The 16,795-nt window shown below is 27.2% G+C and carries 13 protein-coding genes and 2 riboswitches; of the genes, 8 read left to right on the top strand and 5 right to left on the bottom strand.

Features of this window, described 5'->3' with window-relative positions:
- The 3 genes from HMPREF0202_RS15245 to HMPREF0202_RS05190 form a co-directional block, all read left to right on the top strand.
- Positions 1–1,868, top strand: a 1,868-nt coding sequence (locus HMPREF0202_RS15245) for an efflux RND transporter permease subunit (protein WP_040406454.1), incomplete at its 5' end; no start/stop codon positions are given.
- 37 nt (positions 1,869–1,905) lie between these two features.
- Positions 1,906–2,844 (top strand): L,D-transpeptidase, encoded by a 939-nt coding sequence (locus HMPREF0202_RS05195; protein ID WP_023052204.1) that lies wholly within the window; start codon positions 1,906–1,908, stop codon positions 2,842–2,844.
- 105 nt (positions 2,845–2,949) lie between these two features.
- A complete protein-coding gene (locus tag HMPREF0202_RS05190) occupies positions 2,950–3,648 on the top strand; it encodes a murein L,D-transpeptidase catalytic domain family protein (RefSeq protein ID WP_245576448.1) in 699 nt (232 codons plus the stop codon).
- 27 nt (positions 3,649–3,675) lie between these two features.
- On the opposite strand, the gene HMPREF0202_RS05185 is transcribed toward HMPREF0202_RS05190, so the two are convergent.
- Positions 3,676–4,557: a mechanosensitive ion channel family protein gene (locus HMPREF0202_RS05185; protein WP_023052202.1), complete on the bottom strand. Its 882-nt coding sequence runs from the start codon at positions 4,555–4,557 to the stop codon at positions 3,676–3,678.
- A 292-nt stretch (positions 4,558–4,849) separates the two neighbouring features.
- On the opposite strand from HMPREF0202_RS05185, the gene HMPREF0202_RS05180 reads away from it, so the two are divergent.
- A complete protein-coding gene (locus HMPREF0202_RS05180) occupies positions 4,850–6,208 on the top strand; it encodes a dicarboxylate/amino acid:cation symporter (RefSeq protein WP_023052200.1) in 1,359 nt (452 codons plus the stop codon).
- A gap of 164 nt (positions 6,209–6,372) precedes the next feature.
- Here HMPREF0202_RS05180 and HMPREF0202_RS05175 read toward each other — a convergent pair whose 3' ends face one another.
- Positions 6,373–8,091, bottom strand: coding sequence for a phosphoenolpyruvate carboxykinase (ATP) (locus HMPREF0202_RS05175; RefSeq protein ID WP_023052199.1), 1,719 nt, complete (start codon positions 8,089–8,091; stop codon positions 6,373–6,375).
- Between the two features lie 154 nt (positions 8,092–8,245).
- Positions 8,246–8,343: riboswitch (purine riboswitch) on the top strand.
- A gap of 68 nt (positions 8,344–8,411) precedes the next feature.
- On the opposite strand from HMPREF0202_RS05175, the gene HMPREF0202_RS05170 reads away from it, so the two are divergent.
- Positions 8,412–9,380 (top strand): BMP family lipoprotein, encoded by a 969-nt coding sequence (locus HMPREF0202_RS05170; protein WP_023052198.1) that lies wholly within the window; start codon positions 8,412–8,414, stop codon positions 9,378–9,380.
- 22 nt (positions 9,381–9,402) lie between these two features.
- On the opposite strand, the gene HMPREF0202_RS05165 is transcribed toward HMPREF0202_RS05170, so the two are convergent.
- Positions 9,403–10,188, bottom strand: coding sequence for a 5'-methylthioadenosine/S-adenosylhomocysteine nucleosidase (locus HMPREF0202_RS05165; protein WP_023052197.1), 786 nt, complete (start codon positions 10,186–10,188; stop codon positions 9,403–9,405).
- A gap of 57 nt (positions 10,189–10,245) precedes the next feature.
- Positions 10,246–10,343: riboswitch (purine riboswitch) on the bottom strand.
- A gap of 359 nt (positions 10,344–10,702) precedes the next feature.
- Between HMPREF0202_RS05165 and HMPREF0202_RS05160 the strand changes: the two genes are divergently transcribed.
- Both HMPREF0202_RS05160 and HMPREF0202_RS05155 read left to right on the top strand, forming a co-directional pair.
- On the top strand, positions 10,703–11,623 hold the full coding sequence (locus HMPREF0202_RS05160) for a branched-chain amino acid transaminase (protein WP_023052196.1): 921 nt from the start codon (positions 10,703–10,705) through the stop codon (positions 11,621–11,623).
- Positions 11,624–11,639: 16 nt separating this feature from the next.
- Positions 11,640–13,049: a carbon starvation CstA family protein gene (locus tag HMPREF0202_RS05155; protein WP_040406452.1), complete on the top strand. Its 1,410-nt coding sequence runs from the start codon at positions 11,640–11,642 to the stop codon at positions 13,047–13,049.
- 43 nt (positions 13,050–13,092) lie between these two features.
- Here HMPREF0202_RS05155 and HMPREF0202_RS05150 read toward each other — a convergent pair whose 3' ends face one another.
- Positions 13,093–14,322: a pyridoxal phosphate-dependent aminotransferase gene (locus HMPREF0202_RS05150; RefSeq protein ID WP_023052194.1), complete on the bottom strand. Its 1,230-nt coding sequence runs from the start codon at positions 14,320–14,322 to the stop codon at positions 13,093–13,095.
- Between the two features lie 157 nt (positions 14,323–14,479).
- The gene (locus tag HMPREF0202_RS05145; RefSeq protein WP_023052193.1) at positions 14,480–16,102 is read right to left on the bottom strand and encodes a nitrite/sulfite reductase; all 1,623 of its coding nucleotides are present in this window, start codon (positions 16,100–16,102) and stop codon (positions 14,480–14,482) included.
- Positions 16,103–16,270: 168 nt separating this feature from the next.
- On the opposite strand from HMPREF0202_RS05145, the gene HMPREF0202_RS05140 reads away from it, so the two are divergent.
- On the top strand, positions 16,271–16,780 hold the full coding sequence (locus HMPREF0202_RS05140; protein WP_023052192.1) for a hypothetical protein: 510 nt from the start codon (positions 16,271–16,273) through the stop codon (positions 16,778–16,780).
- Positions 16,781–16,795: the final 15 nt, after the last annotated feature.

Raw genomic sequence — 16,795 nt, 5'->3', positions numbered from 1 at the left:
CTTTAATGGGATTATCTTTAGGAGTGGGAATGTTAGTAGATAACTCAATAGTTGTTTTAGATAATATCTTTAGACATTTAACTGAGCTAGGACAAGATAGAATGGAAGCATCGGAAAATGGAGCTACAGAAGTTATTATTCCAATAATAGCTTCAACAGCAACAACAATCGCTGTGTTTATTCCTATAGTTATAAGAGAGGGAAGAGCGAAAGAGATTTATAAAGATATGGCATATTCAATAACATTTTCTTTATTAGCATCGTTGATAATAGCTATAACTTTTGTACCAATGGTATCAAGTAGAATTTTAAAATCTAAAAATACAGTACATGAAGAAGGAAGAGTTTTAAAGTATATAAAAAAATATTATTCAAAGATATTATCAAATTCTTTAAAACATAAAGCGATAGTTATTATAAGTATGGTAGCTTTGTTTATAGGAGTTGTAGGATATGGAGCTAGAAATATTGGCGGAGAGTTTATGCCAACAACTGATGATGGAATATATAGTATTATAGCTGAACTTCCAAGTGGGATGGAGATTGAAAAAGCTAATAGAGTAGCAAAAGAGCTGGAATCTATTGTAGAAAAGGATTCTCAAACAAAAAAATTTATATCTTCAGTAGGGAAAGAAGCAGTCTCAATAATTGTAGATATAGGACCTAAAAGTGATAGAGATAAAAAAGTGCAACAAATAATGGGAGAGACAAGAAAAAAGATATCACATATTCCAGATGTAAAATTAAATTTAGTTCCTAGAATGGCTTTTGGAAGAGGAACAGGAAGAGATATAACTTTAATTTTAAAATCTGATGATCTAAATCAATTAGGTTATGTTTCAAAAGTAATTTCAGAAAAAATGGCAGCAAATCCAGGATTTACAGATATAAATAACTCTATGGTTAATGGAAATCCAGAAGTGAGAATACTTTTAGATAGAAAAAAAATGGAGTATTATGGAGTTAAAGTTAATGATTTAACACTTTCAGTAAGTTATCAAATCTTAGGTGGAGCTCCAATAAAGATAAAAACAGCAAATGAAGAAGTAGATGTAAGTTTAAGACTTGCTGAAGAGTTTAGAAATTCACCTGAAAAAATAAAGGAGATGAGAATAAAATCTCAAAATGGTGGAGTTGTAAAATTAAAAGATATAGCTACTTTTGAAATTGGTGAAGGAGCATATGGAATTGATAAAGAGGATAAAATTACAATGGTAACTATTGACGCGAATACTTCTAATGGTTTAGATTTAGTAACAGGTCAAAAGTATATAAAAGAGATTTTAGATGAGGTAGGACTACCAAAAACAATAACATATTCTTTTGGTGGAAGTGGAAGAAATATGGCAGAAGTAAATGAACAACTAAAGTTTGCATTTATGGTTGCAATGTTTTTAGTTTACTTTATATTAGCTGCTCAATTTGAATCATATATACTTCCAATAATAGTAATGGGAACTGTTCCGTTGTCAATAATAGGTGTCTATAGCGGATTATTAGTAACGGGACAAAAAACAAATACGATGGTTTTTGTTGGAATCATTATGCTAGCAGGAATAGTTGTAAATAACGCAATAGTTTTAATAGATTATATAAAGATTCTTTTAGAAAGAGAGTTACCTTTAGATCAGGCTATACTAGAAGCAGGAAAAACAAGATTAAGACCAATTTTTATGACAACAATGACAACAGTGTTTGGAATGGTTCCTTTATCTTTAGGAATAGGGCAAGGTAGTGAAATGTATAAGGGAATGGCCATAGCAGTTATATTTGGATTAATTTTCTCAACATTATTAACACTAATTTTAATTCCTGTACTCTTTTATGTTTATGAAGTAGGAAAAAAGAAAATTTCAAAGTATATCTAGTATATAGTTTCATAAAAATTGATTAGAGGGGTATGTTATGAAAAATAAATTTAGATATTTACTTTTAGGAATGTTTTCTATTTTTAGCTTTTTAATATCTAGTGCAGCAACAATTGAAAAGGATTTGACTTATAATAAGTATACTTTAAAAGATACTTATAAATATGGTAAAATTACAAGAGAATTTCAATGGGATAAAATATCTAGATATTTAGATCGATTAGATAGTTTTCAAGGAGAAAATATTAGATTTGGAACGTTAAAAAATTACAAAAATATAAATGGGTTACCACCAGTAGCAAGACAAATAGCTATGGAAAAATATAGTGATGGATCAAGACCTTCAGTAAAAGATAAATTTGGGAATAGAAGAAGTCAAGGAATACCACTATATATAGAGGGACAAATGGATAGACCAGAAAGATATGCTCCAGATGGTTCTTTAATCTCTATTTCATCAAGAGATTTAGAAAATTATAAAGTTAAAGTTGAGGATATAGATGGAGAATGGATAGTTCCAGCTAGATATGTAAAAGAGATACAAGCAAATAACTTTCCAAGAGTAGTAGTTGTAGATAGGAAAAATCAGAACATAGCAACTTTAGAAAAAGTTGGAGAGGTTTGGAAAGTAAGAAGTATGAATCCAGCATCTACTGGATTGGACAGACCACCATATCAATTACCAACACCTTTAGGTGTATTTGTAGTTCAAGGGAAAAAGTATAAAATGGAATATTTAAAAGATGGTAGTCATACAGAGATTGACGGTTATGCACCATATGCAAGTAGATTTTCAGGAGGAGGATATATTCATGGAGTTCCAGTTAATTTACCAAGAACGGAGATGATTGAATACAGTCCAACTTTAGGAACAACTCCAAGATCTCATATGTGTGTTAGAAATGCGACTTCTCATGCTAAGTATGTTTATGAATGGGCAGAGACAAATAAAGGATTAGTTATAGTAATTGAATAAAGGACATAAATAGAGTCAAGAATGTGAAATTCTTGACTTTTTTTATGTAAAATGATAGAATAAAATGGGTTTTATTAGGAAAAAAAGTATTAAGTGGAGGTTTTTGTGTTAGGGAAAAAGTATTTAATGTTAGCTCTTATTTTAGGTTCAATATCAACAACATCATTTGGTTTTACATTAAAGAATCCTACAAAAACAGAGTTAAAATCATCAAAAGTAGTGTTAGAAGATAATGAAAAAAGATTATATGAAGAGATTGGATTAAATGGAAAATTAAATTATGATGTTTTCAAAACAGCTTTAAACGGGTATAACAAAATTGATGGAAGAAAAAAAGAGTTATTAACAATAATAGACTATTCAAAGCCATCAACAGAAAAGAGATTTTTTGTAATTGATATGGATAAGAAAGAACTACTTGTATATTCACATGTATCTCATGGTAAAAACAGTGGTGGAAACATAGCAACTTCATTTTCAAATAAAGTTAGTTCAAATAAAAGTTCTTTAGGATTTTTTTTAACTGAGAATACATACATGGGTGGAAATGGATATTCGTTAGTTCTAAATGGTTTAGAAAAAGGTATAAATGATAAGGCAAAAGATAGATATATAGTAATTCATGGAGCAGATTATGCAAATCCTAAAGTTGCTAAATCTCAAGGAAGATTAGGAAGAAGTTTAGGGTGTCCAGCATTACCAAGAGATATTTCTAAAAAAGCTATAGATATGATAAAAAATGGATCAGTTTTATTTGTATATGGTAATGATACAAATTATTTAGAGAGAAGTAACTATGTATAATATAATAATAAAAGCAGCTAAAATGATTTAGTTGCTTTTATTATTATAAAGGTTTTGATGCTTAATATGAATATCCATTTGTGGAAATGGAATAACAATATTAACTGAATCAAGTGAAGGTTTGATATTTTTTAAGATATCAAAGTATGTATCCCAATAAACCTCATTTTTAGTCCAAACTTTTAATGCTATATCAATTGAACTATTATTGTATTTTTCTATATTTATAAAAGGAGCAGGATTTTTTAAAATATTTTTATTATTTTTTATCAAATCATTTAAAACTTGAAAAACTTGATCAATATTTGTTTCATAAGCTACAGAAATTACAATTTTCATTCTTCGATTTGGTGTCTTTGAATAATTAATAACTTGATTATTTATAACGTTTCCATTTGGAATAGTTACGATATCACCACTAAAAGTAGTAATTGTAGTAGAAAAAACATCAATAGATGAAATAAGACCATAGTTACCAATAACTTCTACTTCATCATCAACAGAGTAGGTTTTAAAAATTAAAATTATTAACCCTCCAACAAAGTTGGAAAGATTATCTTTTAAGGCTAATCCTACACCTATTCCGATACTACCTAGAAAAGCTATTAGGGATGTATGTTGAAATCCCATTATAAGTAATGAAATAATAAGGAGTATAACTATTGAACCAGTATCAATAATTGAAGATAAAAAAGTTCTAAAAGATGAATCAATAGCTTTAAAAGCATGAGTTTGATAATATTTAGATAAAAAACTCTTGAAAATTTTCCGTCCAATTATAAAAAATAATAAAGCAATAGCAAATCTAAAAAGAAATATGATAAGACTATTGGTTAAATTTACTAAAAACTCTTCGTTTGTAAAAGTGTACATAACTTGTGCTAAAAATCCTTTGTAATGTTCTTCCATAAAATCACCTCTATAGTATTTAATTCTTAAAAAAAAATAAATTTCCTTTTAAAATAAAAAGAGTTGCTAAGAAATAAAAAATATGCTAAAATAACAAAAGTGTAAAAAAATAGGAGGGAACAATGTTAAGAAAAAGGCTAAAAAAGAAAAGAAAAATTACATCATTTTCATTTTTTTCATTTTTTAATTCTTTGTTCTTTTCTTTTAATTATTATATATTTATAAATAGGAATGGTAACTATATTATATAGTTGCTATTCCTATTTTTTTTAGAAAAAATAGGAGAGTGAAAATGAAAAAAAATAATTTAACAAAAAAAATATTTTATGCTTTAGTTTTAGGTGTTACTATGGGAGTTGCATTTCTTTTTTTAAGAGAAAATTTAATTGCTCAAGGAAAAGAAAGTGTTTGGAATACGATAAACTCAATTTTGTTCCAAGATATAACAAAAACAGAGGGAGCTAAATCTTTTGGAATTTTCTATATAATAGGGCAATTATTTATAAATGCGTTACAATTAGTTATTATACCAATGGTATTTACATCAATAATTATTGCTGTAACAAGCATTCAAGATTCAAAAAGTTTAAAAAGAATATCTTATAAAACTTTCTTGGGATTTGGATTAAGTTCTGTGTTAGCTCTTCTATATGCATCGATAGTAGGAATGATAGCTTATAAGGCTAATTTATTTTCAGTAGCAATAAATAAAGTTTCTGGAGCTGGAGGAGCAACATCATCAAATCCATTATTAATAATAATAAAAGCTATTCCACAAAATATAATAGCGGGATTATCAAATAATGGAAATGTTTTAGTGGCAGTATTTTTAGGAATTTCTGTAGGATTAGTTTTAAATACTATGAATGATGAAAATTCAGTTGTAAAAAAAGGAATATTAGAGTTGAATAAAATATCACAGATATTCTTAACATTTATAATAAATAAATTTGCTCCAATAGCCATATTTTCATTATTAATGAGAACATTTGCAATTTATGGAATAGGATATTTACAAATTGCTAGCATATATTTTGTTTTAACAGCTATAACTTTAATTGTATTCCTTATATTAGGTTATTCATTTATCATATGGATTTCAACAGGATTAAATCCAATTCATTTTATGAAAAAAATATCTAATGTTGCAATGTTCGCTTTTTCAACATCATCATCAGCGGCATCATTACCATTGAATACTAAAACAACAATTGAAAAATTGGGAGTGGATGAAACAACGACGTCATTTGTATTACCAATGGGAATGACTGTAAATATGAATGGAACTGCAATAATGCAAGTTTTAGCCACTCTTTTTATCGCAGGAGTAGCAGGTTATGAAATTACAGTATTTAATTTAGCAACAATATCATTATTAGCGTTGTTAGCATCAATTGGAACACCGGCAGCACCAGGTAGTGGAGCTATAATTCTATTTACTATTTTAACAGGAATGGGATATAGTAATGAAATTGCGGTATCAGCTTATGCAATAATTTTAGGAATAAATAGACCATTAGAGATGTTATTAACATCACTTAATGTTGTAGGAGATAGTGCTGTAGCGGTATATGTTTCAAAAAGTGAAGGAAAATTAGATCATGATATATACCATTCTTTAGAAAATAAAGAAGAAAAAATTAAAATCTAAAAAATAAAAAAGTAGATACAAGAAAAGTATCTACTTTTTTTACAAAAAATAGAAAAGGAGTTATTTGCATAACTCCAAAAACAATGAACAATGTGAATTCAAGACAAAACTGAATTAAAATTCAACACTTGAATTATAATTCAAATTTTATAAAAAAGCAAGAATTATTTAATAATAAATTCAAATAATTTTTTAGCGGCCTTTTCAGGCCCTTCCTTTTCTAGTCCATGAATACCTAAACATGTTCTAATCTGTCCTACTAAAATTTTATCTTCAAACATTTTTTCAAAATATTTATTAATTAATATATCGGTTTCATTTTTTCTTTGTAGAGGACCAAATGGATTAGCAAAATATGATGTTACTTTTCCAATTTCATTGGTAGTTCCTTTAGCATTTCGTGCACCTTGAATAAATATAGGTTTAGCAATAGAAGAGGAATTAAAGAATTCTAAAACTTCTCCATCTTCGTAATTATTAGCATATAAAAACATATCAACTTTATATTTTTTTATAATATCAGAATGAGTGGATATTGGAATAACAATCCGAGAGTTTATTTTATCAGGATTCATAAAAATACTTCGATCAATTTCTTTGTAAGGATATCCAATATCTAAATCGTCAAGTCGTATAAAAGCTCCAATCTCTGTTCCAGAAGCAGTTAAAGTATTTTCATCAAGTTTTAAGACTCCCATATCGTCAAATATAATCTTCATTTCTTTGATATAAGATTCACTTAATTTTCTAAAGGCTTCTAAACTTTCAGATTTTCCAGCCCCACTATCTCCCATAATAATAACATTTTTTTCTAATCCATTTTTAAATGTTAAATTAACCATAGCACCGTGTACTGGAAGATACCCAGCATCAATCATTTTTAAATTATGAAGTGTTAAAATCATTTTTTTCATATACCCAAAATAATCAATACCTTCATTAAAATTCACATATCCAATCATAATATCATTTTGTAAATCTTTAAAAAATTCAGTTCTCATCTCTGTATGGAAGTCTTTAACACCGTACATATATATAATATCGGGTTTTTTATTAAGATATTCCTCTTTTTTAGCTAATTCAAAAAGATTACAAAGAGTAACGCCTTGAGCCATAAAATTCATATCAAAATATACAAAAGCTAATAATTCACCAACTTTAGCGGGAAAGCAAATCCAATTATCTAAATTTAAAGTTAAATTTTCAATAGGATTTTCTCTATTTTCACAAAAAATACCTTTTCGTGTATTTTTTCTAGGATAAGTTATAAAAGGTGGTTGTAATACTATTGATTCAGTGAAGGGAATTCTTTCTAAAAAAGAATATTCTTTAGGACATTTCCAAGGAGCGTTATTTAAGATAAGTCCCGCATTAACTCCTGCATTTAGTTGTCTATAAACTCTGTGATTTTCACCTAAAATATTTTGTTCAACTAATCTGTAAGTTTTTAAAATTAAATTTGTAAAACTATTCATAGAGTCAATAAAATTAATATTTTGTAATCCTAAGCTTGTATTTTTATTACGAATAATAGCATATCTTTCAAATTTTCTCCAATAAGAATATAGACCTTCAATAAATTCAAAAAGAATTGTTTCATTTAATAGAAGATTAGCATAAACTGGGTTTAATTTAGAAACCTCAGATTTATCTAAAACGATAAGAAGTTTAAAAAATTTAACTAGAGTTTCACTTATGTCATCTTCGCAACTTTTTTTTAAAAATTGATAAATGGATGTATTTTTAGTGTTAATTAAATATATATATTTAGAAAGAACCTTTTTAAATGCTAAACTTGATAAAAGATTTTCAGAAGTATCACAATATTTTGTTGAAAAATTTAAAATCGCACTATTTCTACCTATAAAAATTTCTTGATTCATAAAATCCTCCTAAGATATATTGGTTAGTTAAATTTTATGAAAAAAAACTCAATAAGTCAAGAAAAAATAAAAAAATATTTTTAAAAATAAATAAAATAAAAATAATTTAACAAAAATGAAATATATTAAAAAACTATACTTTTTTATAAATATAATATATAATAATAACAAATCCTATATATGTTTCAAATATGGTGAAACGTCTCTACAAGTTACCGTAAATAACTTACTATGGGCTTATTTTAAAGTTGAAAACTTTCAATTTTTATTTAAGTTCATATAAATTATGGATTAAATCAATATTGGAGGTTTTTATTTTTATGAAAAATATTTTTAAGTTTTTATTAATTGTTTTTATTGTGTTTACATGGCAAAAAACTGAGAGTTTTGCTAATATAAAAGTTGGATTAGTATTATCAACAGGAGGATTAGGAGATAAATCTTTTAATGATTCAGCATATAGAGGGTTAGAAATGGCTAAAAAAGATTTAGGAATAGATTTTAAGTATGTTGAGCCAAAATCATCTTTAGAGGATGAAGAGTTTTTAAGAGAATATGCAGATGCAGAGTATGATTTTATAATAGGAGTAGGATTTCCTATGAAAGATGCTGTAGAAAATGTAGCGAGAGATTATCCTGAGATAAAATTTGCAATGATTGATAATACAACAAATGAAAAAAATATTAAAAATTTATTATTTAAAGAGAATGAAGGTTCTTTTTTAATGGGAGCTTTAGCAGCCATGATGAGTAAGAATCATGTAATTGGTTTTGTGGGAGGCATAGATATGCCTTTAATTAATAAATTTAAAAATGGTTATGAACAAGGTGCAAAGTATATAAATCCAAATATAAAAATTTTGAGTGCATATATTGGTGGAACAACAGCTTTTAATGATCCTTTAAAGGCAAATGAGATGGCAACTCTTCAGATAAAGCAAGGAGCAGATGTATTATACCATGCTGCTGGTGGAAGTGGTTTAGGTGTTTTAGAAGCAGCTAAAGATAATAACATATATGCTATAGGAGTTGACTCAGATCAAGATGATTTTATAAAAGGAACAGTGTTAACATCTATGATGAAAAATGTAGATATAGCAGTTTATAATACAGTTAAATCTATCTTGAATAACGAGTTTCAAGGAGGAGATTCTTATTACGGATTATCTGAAAATGGTGTAGGAACAACAGATTTTAGAAATACAAAAGAGATAATAGGTGACGAGAATTTAAAAAAATTAGAAGTTATAATAGAAAAAATAAAATTAAATGAAATAATAATAAAATAAAAAGTCGCAATTGCGACTTTTTTTATTGTATATTATTTATAACATTAACAGTAAACTCTTGACACCAAAGAGCTGTCTTAGGATTAAATTCTTCATTGTGTATCTCTGTATTTGATAAAACTCTTATAGCTAAAAAAGGAATATCATAAGCTTTCGCAATTTGGGCTACTGCAACTGACTCCATCTCTTCAGTTTGAGTTTTAAATGTTGTATTTAAATATTTAATTCTTTCAATTTCTCTGTTCCATTGATCAGCGGAACCGATAACACCTAAAGAGATTTTTCCATTAGAATAACTAGTTTTTTGAGCAATTTCAATTAAATTTGAGTTGCTTGAAAAATTTTTATATGTAACAAGATTATTATTAGAATCTCTAAGTCTTTGAACTACATCAAAAAATATCCCATCTCTTATATTTTCTGGAACGCCCTCTTCTTTTCGTTCAGTTCGAATAGCTCCAATGTTTATAATATCAGTTCCTAGGACTATATCTCCAGTATGTAAAGAAAAATCATGTCCACCAGAAGTTCCTTGATTAATTATAATTGTTGGTTTATATTTTTCAATACCAATAGTTGTAGCAGCTGCAGCATTAACTAAGCCAACTTCTGTTCTAGAAACAATAACTTCATGTTTTCCAAGGTTTCCTTTCCAAAATGTCCAAGAACCTATATGCTGTTTAGTTGGATTTTTTAGAGTTTTTATTAAATAATCAACCTCCATATCCATAGCACCTTGAATTAAAATAGTTTCTTTTGAAAAAGTGATTGAAGATAGTAGTAAAAAAGTTGTGATAAATTTTTTCATAGTTTTGTGTTGCCTCCTAAATAAAGTATACCCAAAACTCTACATAAATAGTTATTAACTTTTATATTAATAAGCCATAGTAATCAATTTAAGGTTGATTGTAGAGACTCCTCACCGTATTTGAGGTATATATGAGCTAAATAAATAATATCAAGAAATTCTTTTTTGTGCAAGATATTGTTAAAAAAATAACAAAAAAATTATAGTTAAAATAAAAATAAAAATATTTTTTCAAAAAAAGTTGACAATTATAAAAAAATAGTTTATTATTTGTCTTAATAAAAAAACAAAAGGAGGAAAAAAATGAACACTAAATTTAAAGTAAACTTTTTATTAGTACTGATAATAATAATAAGCTCTATGGTTTGGTGTTAGATGAGATTTTTCTTCTAAGTATTCAAGCCTTATTTTAGTATAAATTTAAGGCTTGAGCGATAAAAAAGTATTTTAAGGCTTGAGTCTATGTAGATTTCAAGCCTTTTTTATTATTTATAAAAATTTGGGAGGAGTTAATATGATTGAGACAGGAAGAATTTGGTTTAATGGAGAATTAAAAGAGCATGATGATGCAAAAGTACATGTATTATCACATGTACTACATTATGGGTCTGGATGCTTTGAAGGAATAAGATTATATAAATTAAAAAATGGGAAATCAGCAGTATTTAGATTAAAAGAACATATAGACAGATTATATGATTCTTGTAAAATTTATAAAATGGAAGTTCCTTATACTAAAGATGAATTTATAAAAGGTATTTTAGATACAATAAAGACAAATAAATTAGAAGCTGGGTATATTAGACCGCTAATTTTTAGAGGTTATAATCAGCTTGGAGTAAATCCAACATGTAATCCAGTAGAAGCTATAATAGCAGCTTGGAAGTGGGGGGCTTATTTAGGCGAGGAAGGACTGAAAAATGGAATAAAGGTATGTGTATCTTCATGGAGAAGACCTGCACCAAATACTTTACCAGCTTTAGCTAAAGCTTCTGGAAATTATTTAAGTTCTCAATTGATAAAAATGGAAGCATTGGACATGGGATTTGAAGAGGGATTAGCATTAGATTATCTTGGAAATATAAGTGAAGGAAGTGGAGAAAATATTTTTCTTGTAAAAAATGGAGAACTTCTAACACCACCAATGGCATCTTCATCTTTAGCAGGAATAACAAGAGATGTAGTAGTTAAAATAGCTAAAGATTTAGGATTAGTAGTAAAATATGAAACTTTACCTCGTGAATTTTTATATTTAGCTGATGAAATATTTCTAACAGGAACAGCAGCGGAGATAACACCAGTTAGTTCTGTAGATAATATAAAAGTTGGATGTGGAAGTAGAGGTGAGATGACAAAGAAAATTCAAGAGGAGTTTTTTAAAATAGTTGAGGGTGAAAATGAAAAGTATCGAGAGTGGTTAACTATAGTTGAGTAAAAAGGAGGATGAAATTATGAAAAGTTATTTTATTGGTGTAGTTATTTTAATTGTTGCATATTTAACATATGGAAAATATTTAGAAAAGAATTTTGGTATAGATAATAGAGAAACACCAGCTTTATTAAAAGCTGATGGAGTAGATTTTGTAGAAATGAATTGGATTAAAAGTTTTCTAGTTCAATTTTTAAATATAGCAGGTTTAGGGCCGATTACTGGAGCCGTAGCAGGAGCTATGTGGGGCAGCTCAGCTTTTTTATGGATTGTATTTGGAACTATTTTTGCAGGAGCAGTTCATGATTATTATACGGGAATGATTTCTATGAGAAATAATGGTGAAAATATGCAGGAGTTAATTGGAAAATATTTGGGAAATAGAGCAAAGCTTTTTACTAAATATTTTTTAATTATATTATTAATTATAGTTGGAGTTGCTTTTATTACAGGTCCAGCAGAGATTTTACAATCATTTACAGGAATTAACAAAGAGATTTGGTTAACTTTGATTGTAGGGTATTATATAGTAGCTACACTTCTACCTATTGATAAAATTATAGGAAGAGTATATCCTTTGTTTGGAGGAGCTTTAGTTTTAATGATGTTTTTATTAATTGGAGCAATGCTAATAAAAGGAGTAAAAATACCAGAAGTAACTTTAGAAAATATGCATCCTAAAAAATTACCAATATTTCCTTATATGTTTGTTGTTATTTCATGTGGAGCAATCTCTGGATTTCATTCGACACAATCTGTCTTAGTAGCAAGATGTTTAAAAAATGAGAAAGATGGAAGAAAATCATTTATGGCAGCTATGTATTTAGAGGGCTTTGTAGCTTTGACATGGGCAGCTATATCTTTAGGATTTTTTAATGGAGTAGAAGGGTTAGCAGGAAGTGGAGGGGGAATGGTAGCTGTTAGCAAAATGATCACTGGACTTTTAGGAAAATATGGACTGGTGTTTACACTGTTTGGACTAATTGCTTTACCAATCACAACAGGAGATACAGCTTTTCGAAGTGCAAGAGTTACAATTGCTGAAGTTTTAAATTATAATCAAAGCTCATTGAAAAATAGATTAATAGTAGCTATTCCATTATTTTTATTAGCTGGTTTTTTATCACAATTTGGATTTAATACTCTTTGGAGATATGTTGCATCTACAAATCAATTGCTAGCAACACTAGGTTTATGGACATGCACATATTATTTTATAGAGAAAAAAAGAAATTATTGGGTGGCAGGAATACCAGCAGCTTTTATGAGCGCAATGATTACTTGTTATTTTTTAGTTGCACCAGAAGGATTAAAGTTAGATAATATGTACTTGGTATATAGTATAGGAATTTTAAATTTTATTTTGGCATTAATAGTTATTAGTTTAAAAAACGCTAAAGTAAACAAAGAATTAGATAAAATAATTATATAAAATAAAGCAGGAGATAATTTAAAAACTATCTCCTGCTTTATTTTTAAGAAATTGCTATTTTTATTTTTTTTGCGAGATTATAAACTTTATGCTTTGGTATACTACAAATAGCTATCCTAATACCACCTGGAATAATTATTGCAAAAATATTTTCATTTTTTAATTTTAATTCAATTTCTTTTTCTAAACCTTTTGAAAAGGGTATTGTTATGAAAAATCCACTTTTATAAGGTAAGATATTAAGATTAACAGCTGCAGCCTCACCTAAAAAGATTTCAGAACGTTCTTTAATCATATTTTTCATATAGCCTTGTTCTAATAAAAGTTGTCTGTATTTCTTTCTGTTTAAGACAATATTACTAAATAGAGTCATTCCTCCTTTTGAGATATTAGACCAAACACTTCTACAAGTATAAAGACTTGCATCTGTAAAATTATCTATAGTGTCTTTTGATGAAGAGATTGCTATTTGTGCTCCGACTCTTAGACCATAACAACAAAACGATTTTGACATACTAAATGTAATCATCATAAGAAGATTACTAGGAAGATTTTGATAAAACACACTTAAATCATTTTTTTTATTGTTAAAATCCATGTAGGCAATATCATTAATTAAAATAATATTGCAAAGAGTACATGCTTCTTTTAAAATATTCATAAGAGATTTTATTTCATAAGATGATAAAGTATATCCTGTGGGATTATGACAGGGATTATTAAGAACAACAACCAAATTCTTCTGAATTTTAGCTAATTCTATAACTGAATTTTTAAAATTAATTAAATCAAATTTCCCTTTTTTATTAAAAAGAGAGTAAGTTTGATATCCGCCACCAACTTCTTTACTCATAAGCTTATAAGAGCTCCACATATAGTTAGGAAGAAGAACCACTTCACCAGGATTTATATAATTTTTAAAAGTATTATATATAGCACCGCTACCACCAGGTGTTGCAATAACTTCACAAAAATTATTTTTAAGAATATTAATATGATTTTTACCAAAAATATATTGCTTAACAGCATCGATAAATAATTCTTCACCGTTTATACTTGAAGAATAATTGAAAAGATCTTTGTCTGATAAATTTTTATATTCGTTATTAACAATATCTAAAGTGTGCATCTCTTCATTATCATTATAAAAGATTCCTAAAGTTGCATTAATTACATTTTCTTTACCGTATATTTTAGATGCTAAATCAGCATTTTTAGCAATTTGAAAACCATTATCGAAAATTTTTTTACTTTTAGAATGTTCAGCCAACATAATAATCACCTCTTAAATTTCTTTTAATGTAATTTTAAATTAAAAAAATATATAAGTCAAGATAAATTAGAAAAATATTTTAAATAAAAATATAAATAAAAAAATATTTTCAAAAATAAACAAAAAATAAAGAGAAAGCGAACTCTCTCTTTATTTTTTAAAACTCTTCTAGTCTTCTTTCATACATATACTGTGTGAAAGTTAAATCATAAACTTGTAACATCTCTAGATAGTCTTCAAATAATCTTCTAACAAGTAATGGAATTTCATCAATAGGAATAATCAAGTTAGGTATTTCAAATGCAAGAGATTGAATAGATTCAGTTAAAATTCCACCCATATAAACTTGCATACAGTCTGTTAAAACATCATTTATTCTCTTTTTTAAACCAATAAATCCTAGAGGAGCAACTGGAATACCAGCACATGAACTAGGACATCCTGAGATTCTTATGTTCTTAGCTTCCTTAAATATAATTTTTCTATATTGTGGATAAAGATTAGCTAAATTATCTAATTCAACAGCAATTGAATCAGCTATAGAAACAGAATCTTGAACTCCAATCATGCAAACTGTAGATCCAACACAAGCTCTAATTTGGCCTCTTATTGAAAAAGATTCACTTACAATTTCAGGAATTTCATTATTTAAAAACTCATAAATATATGGTAAAGCTGACTTATGTACCATAGGAATAACTAGATTTTGGTTAATAGTAGCTCTAACAATAGGAGAATTTATGTTATCTAAAAGATTAGCTAATTTTTGAGCATGCTCTTTTGATAAATCTCCATTTTTTACATAAAGAACTAAAGAAACAATATCTTTAAATTTAGTTTCTTTTACACAGAAGTCAATCCATTGGTTATAGTTTTCATCAGTATTATTTATTTCAAATTTAGTTAAATTAGGAATAAAGTTAGCGTAATCAATAGGTTTAATAATACCATTTTCAACAGTTTCTTTATTAAAATATTCTAAGAAAAGTTTTCTAAATCCATCTATTCCAATTTTTTCAACTAAAAATCTAAGTCTAGCCTGCATTCTATTAACTCTATCACCACGATCATAAAAAAGCTCAATCATAGCTTTAACTGCTTTTAATAAATCTTCTTCAGGTAAGAATTCAAGTAAAATGTGTCCAATTTTACTTCCTCTTCCCATTCCACCACCAGCAAAAACCTTAAAGCCTTTTTTACCATTGATTTCTTTAGCTACAAATCCCATATCTTGTACAGCCATTACAAATTCATCATCTGAGCTATTAGAAAATCCAATTTTTAATTTTCTTCCAAAATCAAAGGCTTTATCAATAAAAAAAACTTCATTTTCAATCATTTTAGCATAAGGAATAACATCAAAATTACTTTTTTTGTCAACACCTGTATATGTAGAGACTAAAATACTTCTGAAAGTATTTCCACCACCACCTCTGAAATACATCTCTTTATTATTACAAAGCTCAATAGTAGATTTAACTTTATCAAAATCAACTTCATGTAGTTGATAATTTTGTCTTGTTGAAAGATGCAAAAAAGGGATGTTTTGTTTAAACATAATATCTACTAAATCTTTAAAGTTTTGTGTAGAAAGTTCTCCACCAACAGCTTTAAGTCTTAACATCATTTTTTTACCTTTTTGTTCGTAAATTCCAAATTTAGAACCTTTTTTCTTTAAATCAGGTGACTTAATGATATTATTAGTATAATCGATAATACCGTTTTCAAGTTCTAAATATTGATTTTCAATTTCGTTCAGTTTTTTTGTGATTCTTTCCATTTCTATCTCCTTTATTCGAACATATCCGATTTTAGTATTTTACAACTTTTTGAATATTAATTCAACTATTTTATAAAAATAGCTTTTAAGAAAAAAGCATTATAAAAATTACATATTATATTTTTTATGTTATAATGGATCATATCATATTAAAAACGGGAGGAAAAAATGAAAAAAGTATTATTTATGATTTTCTGTTTATCACAATTAGCTTTTGCATATAAGGCTAAATCAGAGGATTTGTCAAAGTATTCAATAGAGAACTATAATCCTCAAATTCAAAAAGCTATTAAAGATTCAGGAATAAAATATGATAAATTAGGGGAGATTTATGAAGCACCAAATCTAGGGTATTATAATTTTACAACAATCGAAAATAATGGAAAAGTAGTTGCATATGCAGGATTAACACATGTAAAATCTTATAATAAACATGAGGCATTAATAACAATTATTTCACCAGAAGGGAAACTTTTAGATTTTTATTTACCAGATGCAAATGAGAAACATCAAAATGTACATGATAAAGAGTGGATAAATAAATATAAAGGAAAAAATGCAGAGGAATTACCAATCGATTCTTTGGCAGGATCAACATTTCATGCAAATAGTGTAAATGGAGAGCTTAGAAATACTCTAAAAGCTTTTGAATCTAAAAAAGATACATTTAAAAAATAAAAAAAGCCCAAAAAG

Origin of the sequence: Cetobacterium somerae ATCC BAA-474 (assembly GCF_000479045.1) — a bacterium.
Taxonomy (GTDB): domain Bacteria; phylum Fusobacteriota; class Fusobacteriia; order Fusobacteriales; family Fusobacteriaceae; genus Cetobacterium_A; species Cetobacterium_A somerae.
This window is presented reverse-complemented; position numbering and strand designations above follow the sequence as displayed.

Coding starts and splice junctions, on each gene's coding strand:
- HMPREF0202_RS05145 (WP_023052193.1), bottom strand. CDS start 16,102: ATGGAAAGAATCACAAAAAAACTGAACGAAATTGAAAATCAATATTTA.
- HMPREF0202_RS05185 (WP_023052202.1), bottom strand. CDS start 4,557: ATGGAAGAACATTACAAAGGATTTTTAGCACAAGTTATGTACACTTTT.
- HMPREF0202_RS05180 (WP_023052200.1), top strand. CDS start 4,850: ATGAAAAAAAATAATTTAACAAAAAAAATATTTTATGCTTTAGTTTTA.
- HMPREF0202_RS05175 (WP_023052199.1), bottom strand. CDS start 8,091: ATGAATCAAGAAATTTTTATAGGTAGAAATAGTGCGATTTTAAATTTT.
- HMPREF0202_RS05150 (WP_023052194.1), bottom strand. CDS start 14,322: ATGTTGGCTGAACATTCTAAAAGTAAAAAAATTTTCGATAATGGTTTT.
- HMPREF0202_RS05140 (WP_023052192.1), top strand. CDS start 16,271: ATGAAAAAAGTATTATTTATGATTTTCTGTTTATCACAATTAGCTTTT.
- HMPREF0202_RS05195 (WP_023052204.1), top strand. CDS start 1,906: ATGAAAAATAAATTTAGATATTTACTTTTAGGAATGTTTTCTATTTTT.
- HMPREF0202_RS05160 (WP_023052196.1), top strand. CDS start 10,703: ATGATTGAGACAGGAAGAATTTGGTTTAATGGAGAATTAAAAGAGCAT.
- HMPREF0202_RS05165 (WP_023052197.1), bottom strand. CDS start 10,188: ATGAAAAAATTTATCACAACTTTTTTACTACTATCTTCAATCACTTTT.
- HMPREF0202_RS05155 (WP_040406452.1), top strand. CDS start 11,640: ATGAAAAGTTATTTTATTGGTGTAGTTATTTTAATTGTTGCATATTTA.
- HMPREF0202_RS05170 (WP_023052198.1), top strand. CDS start 8,412: ATGAAAAATATTTTTAAGTTTTTATTAATTGTTTTTATTGTGTTTACA.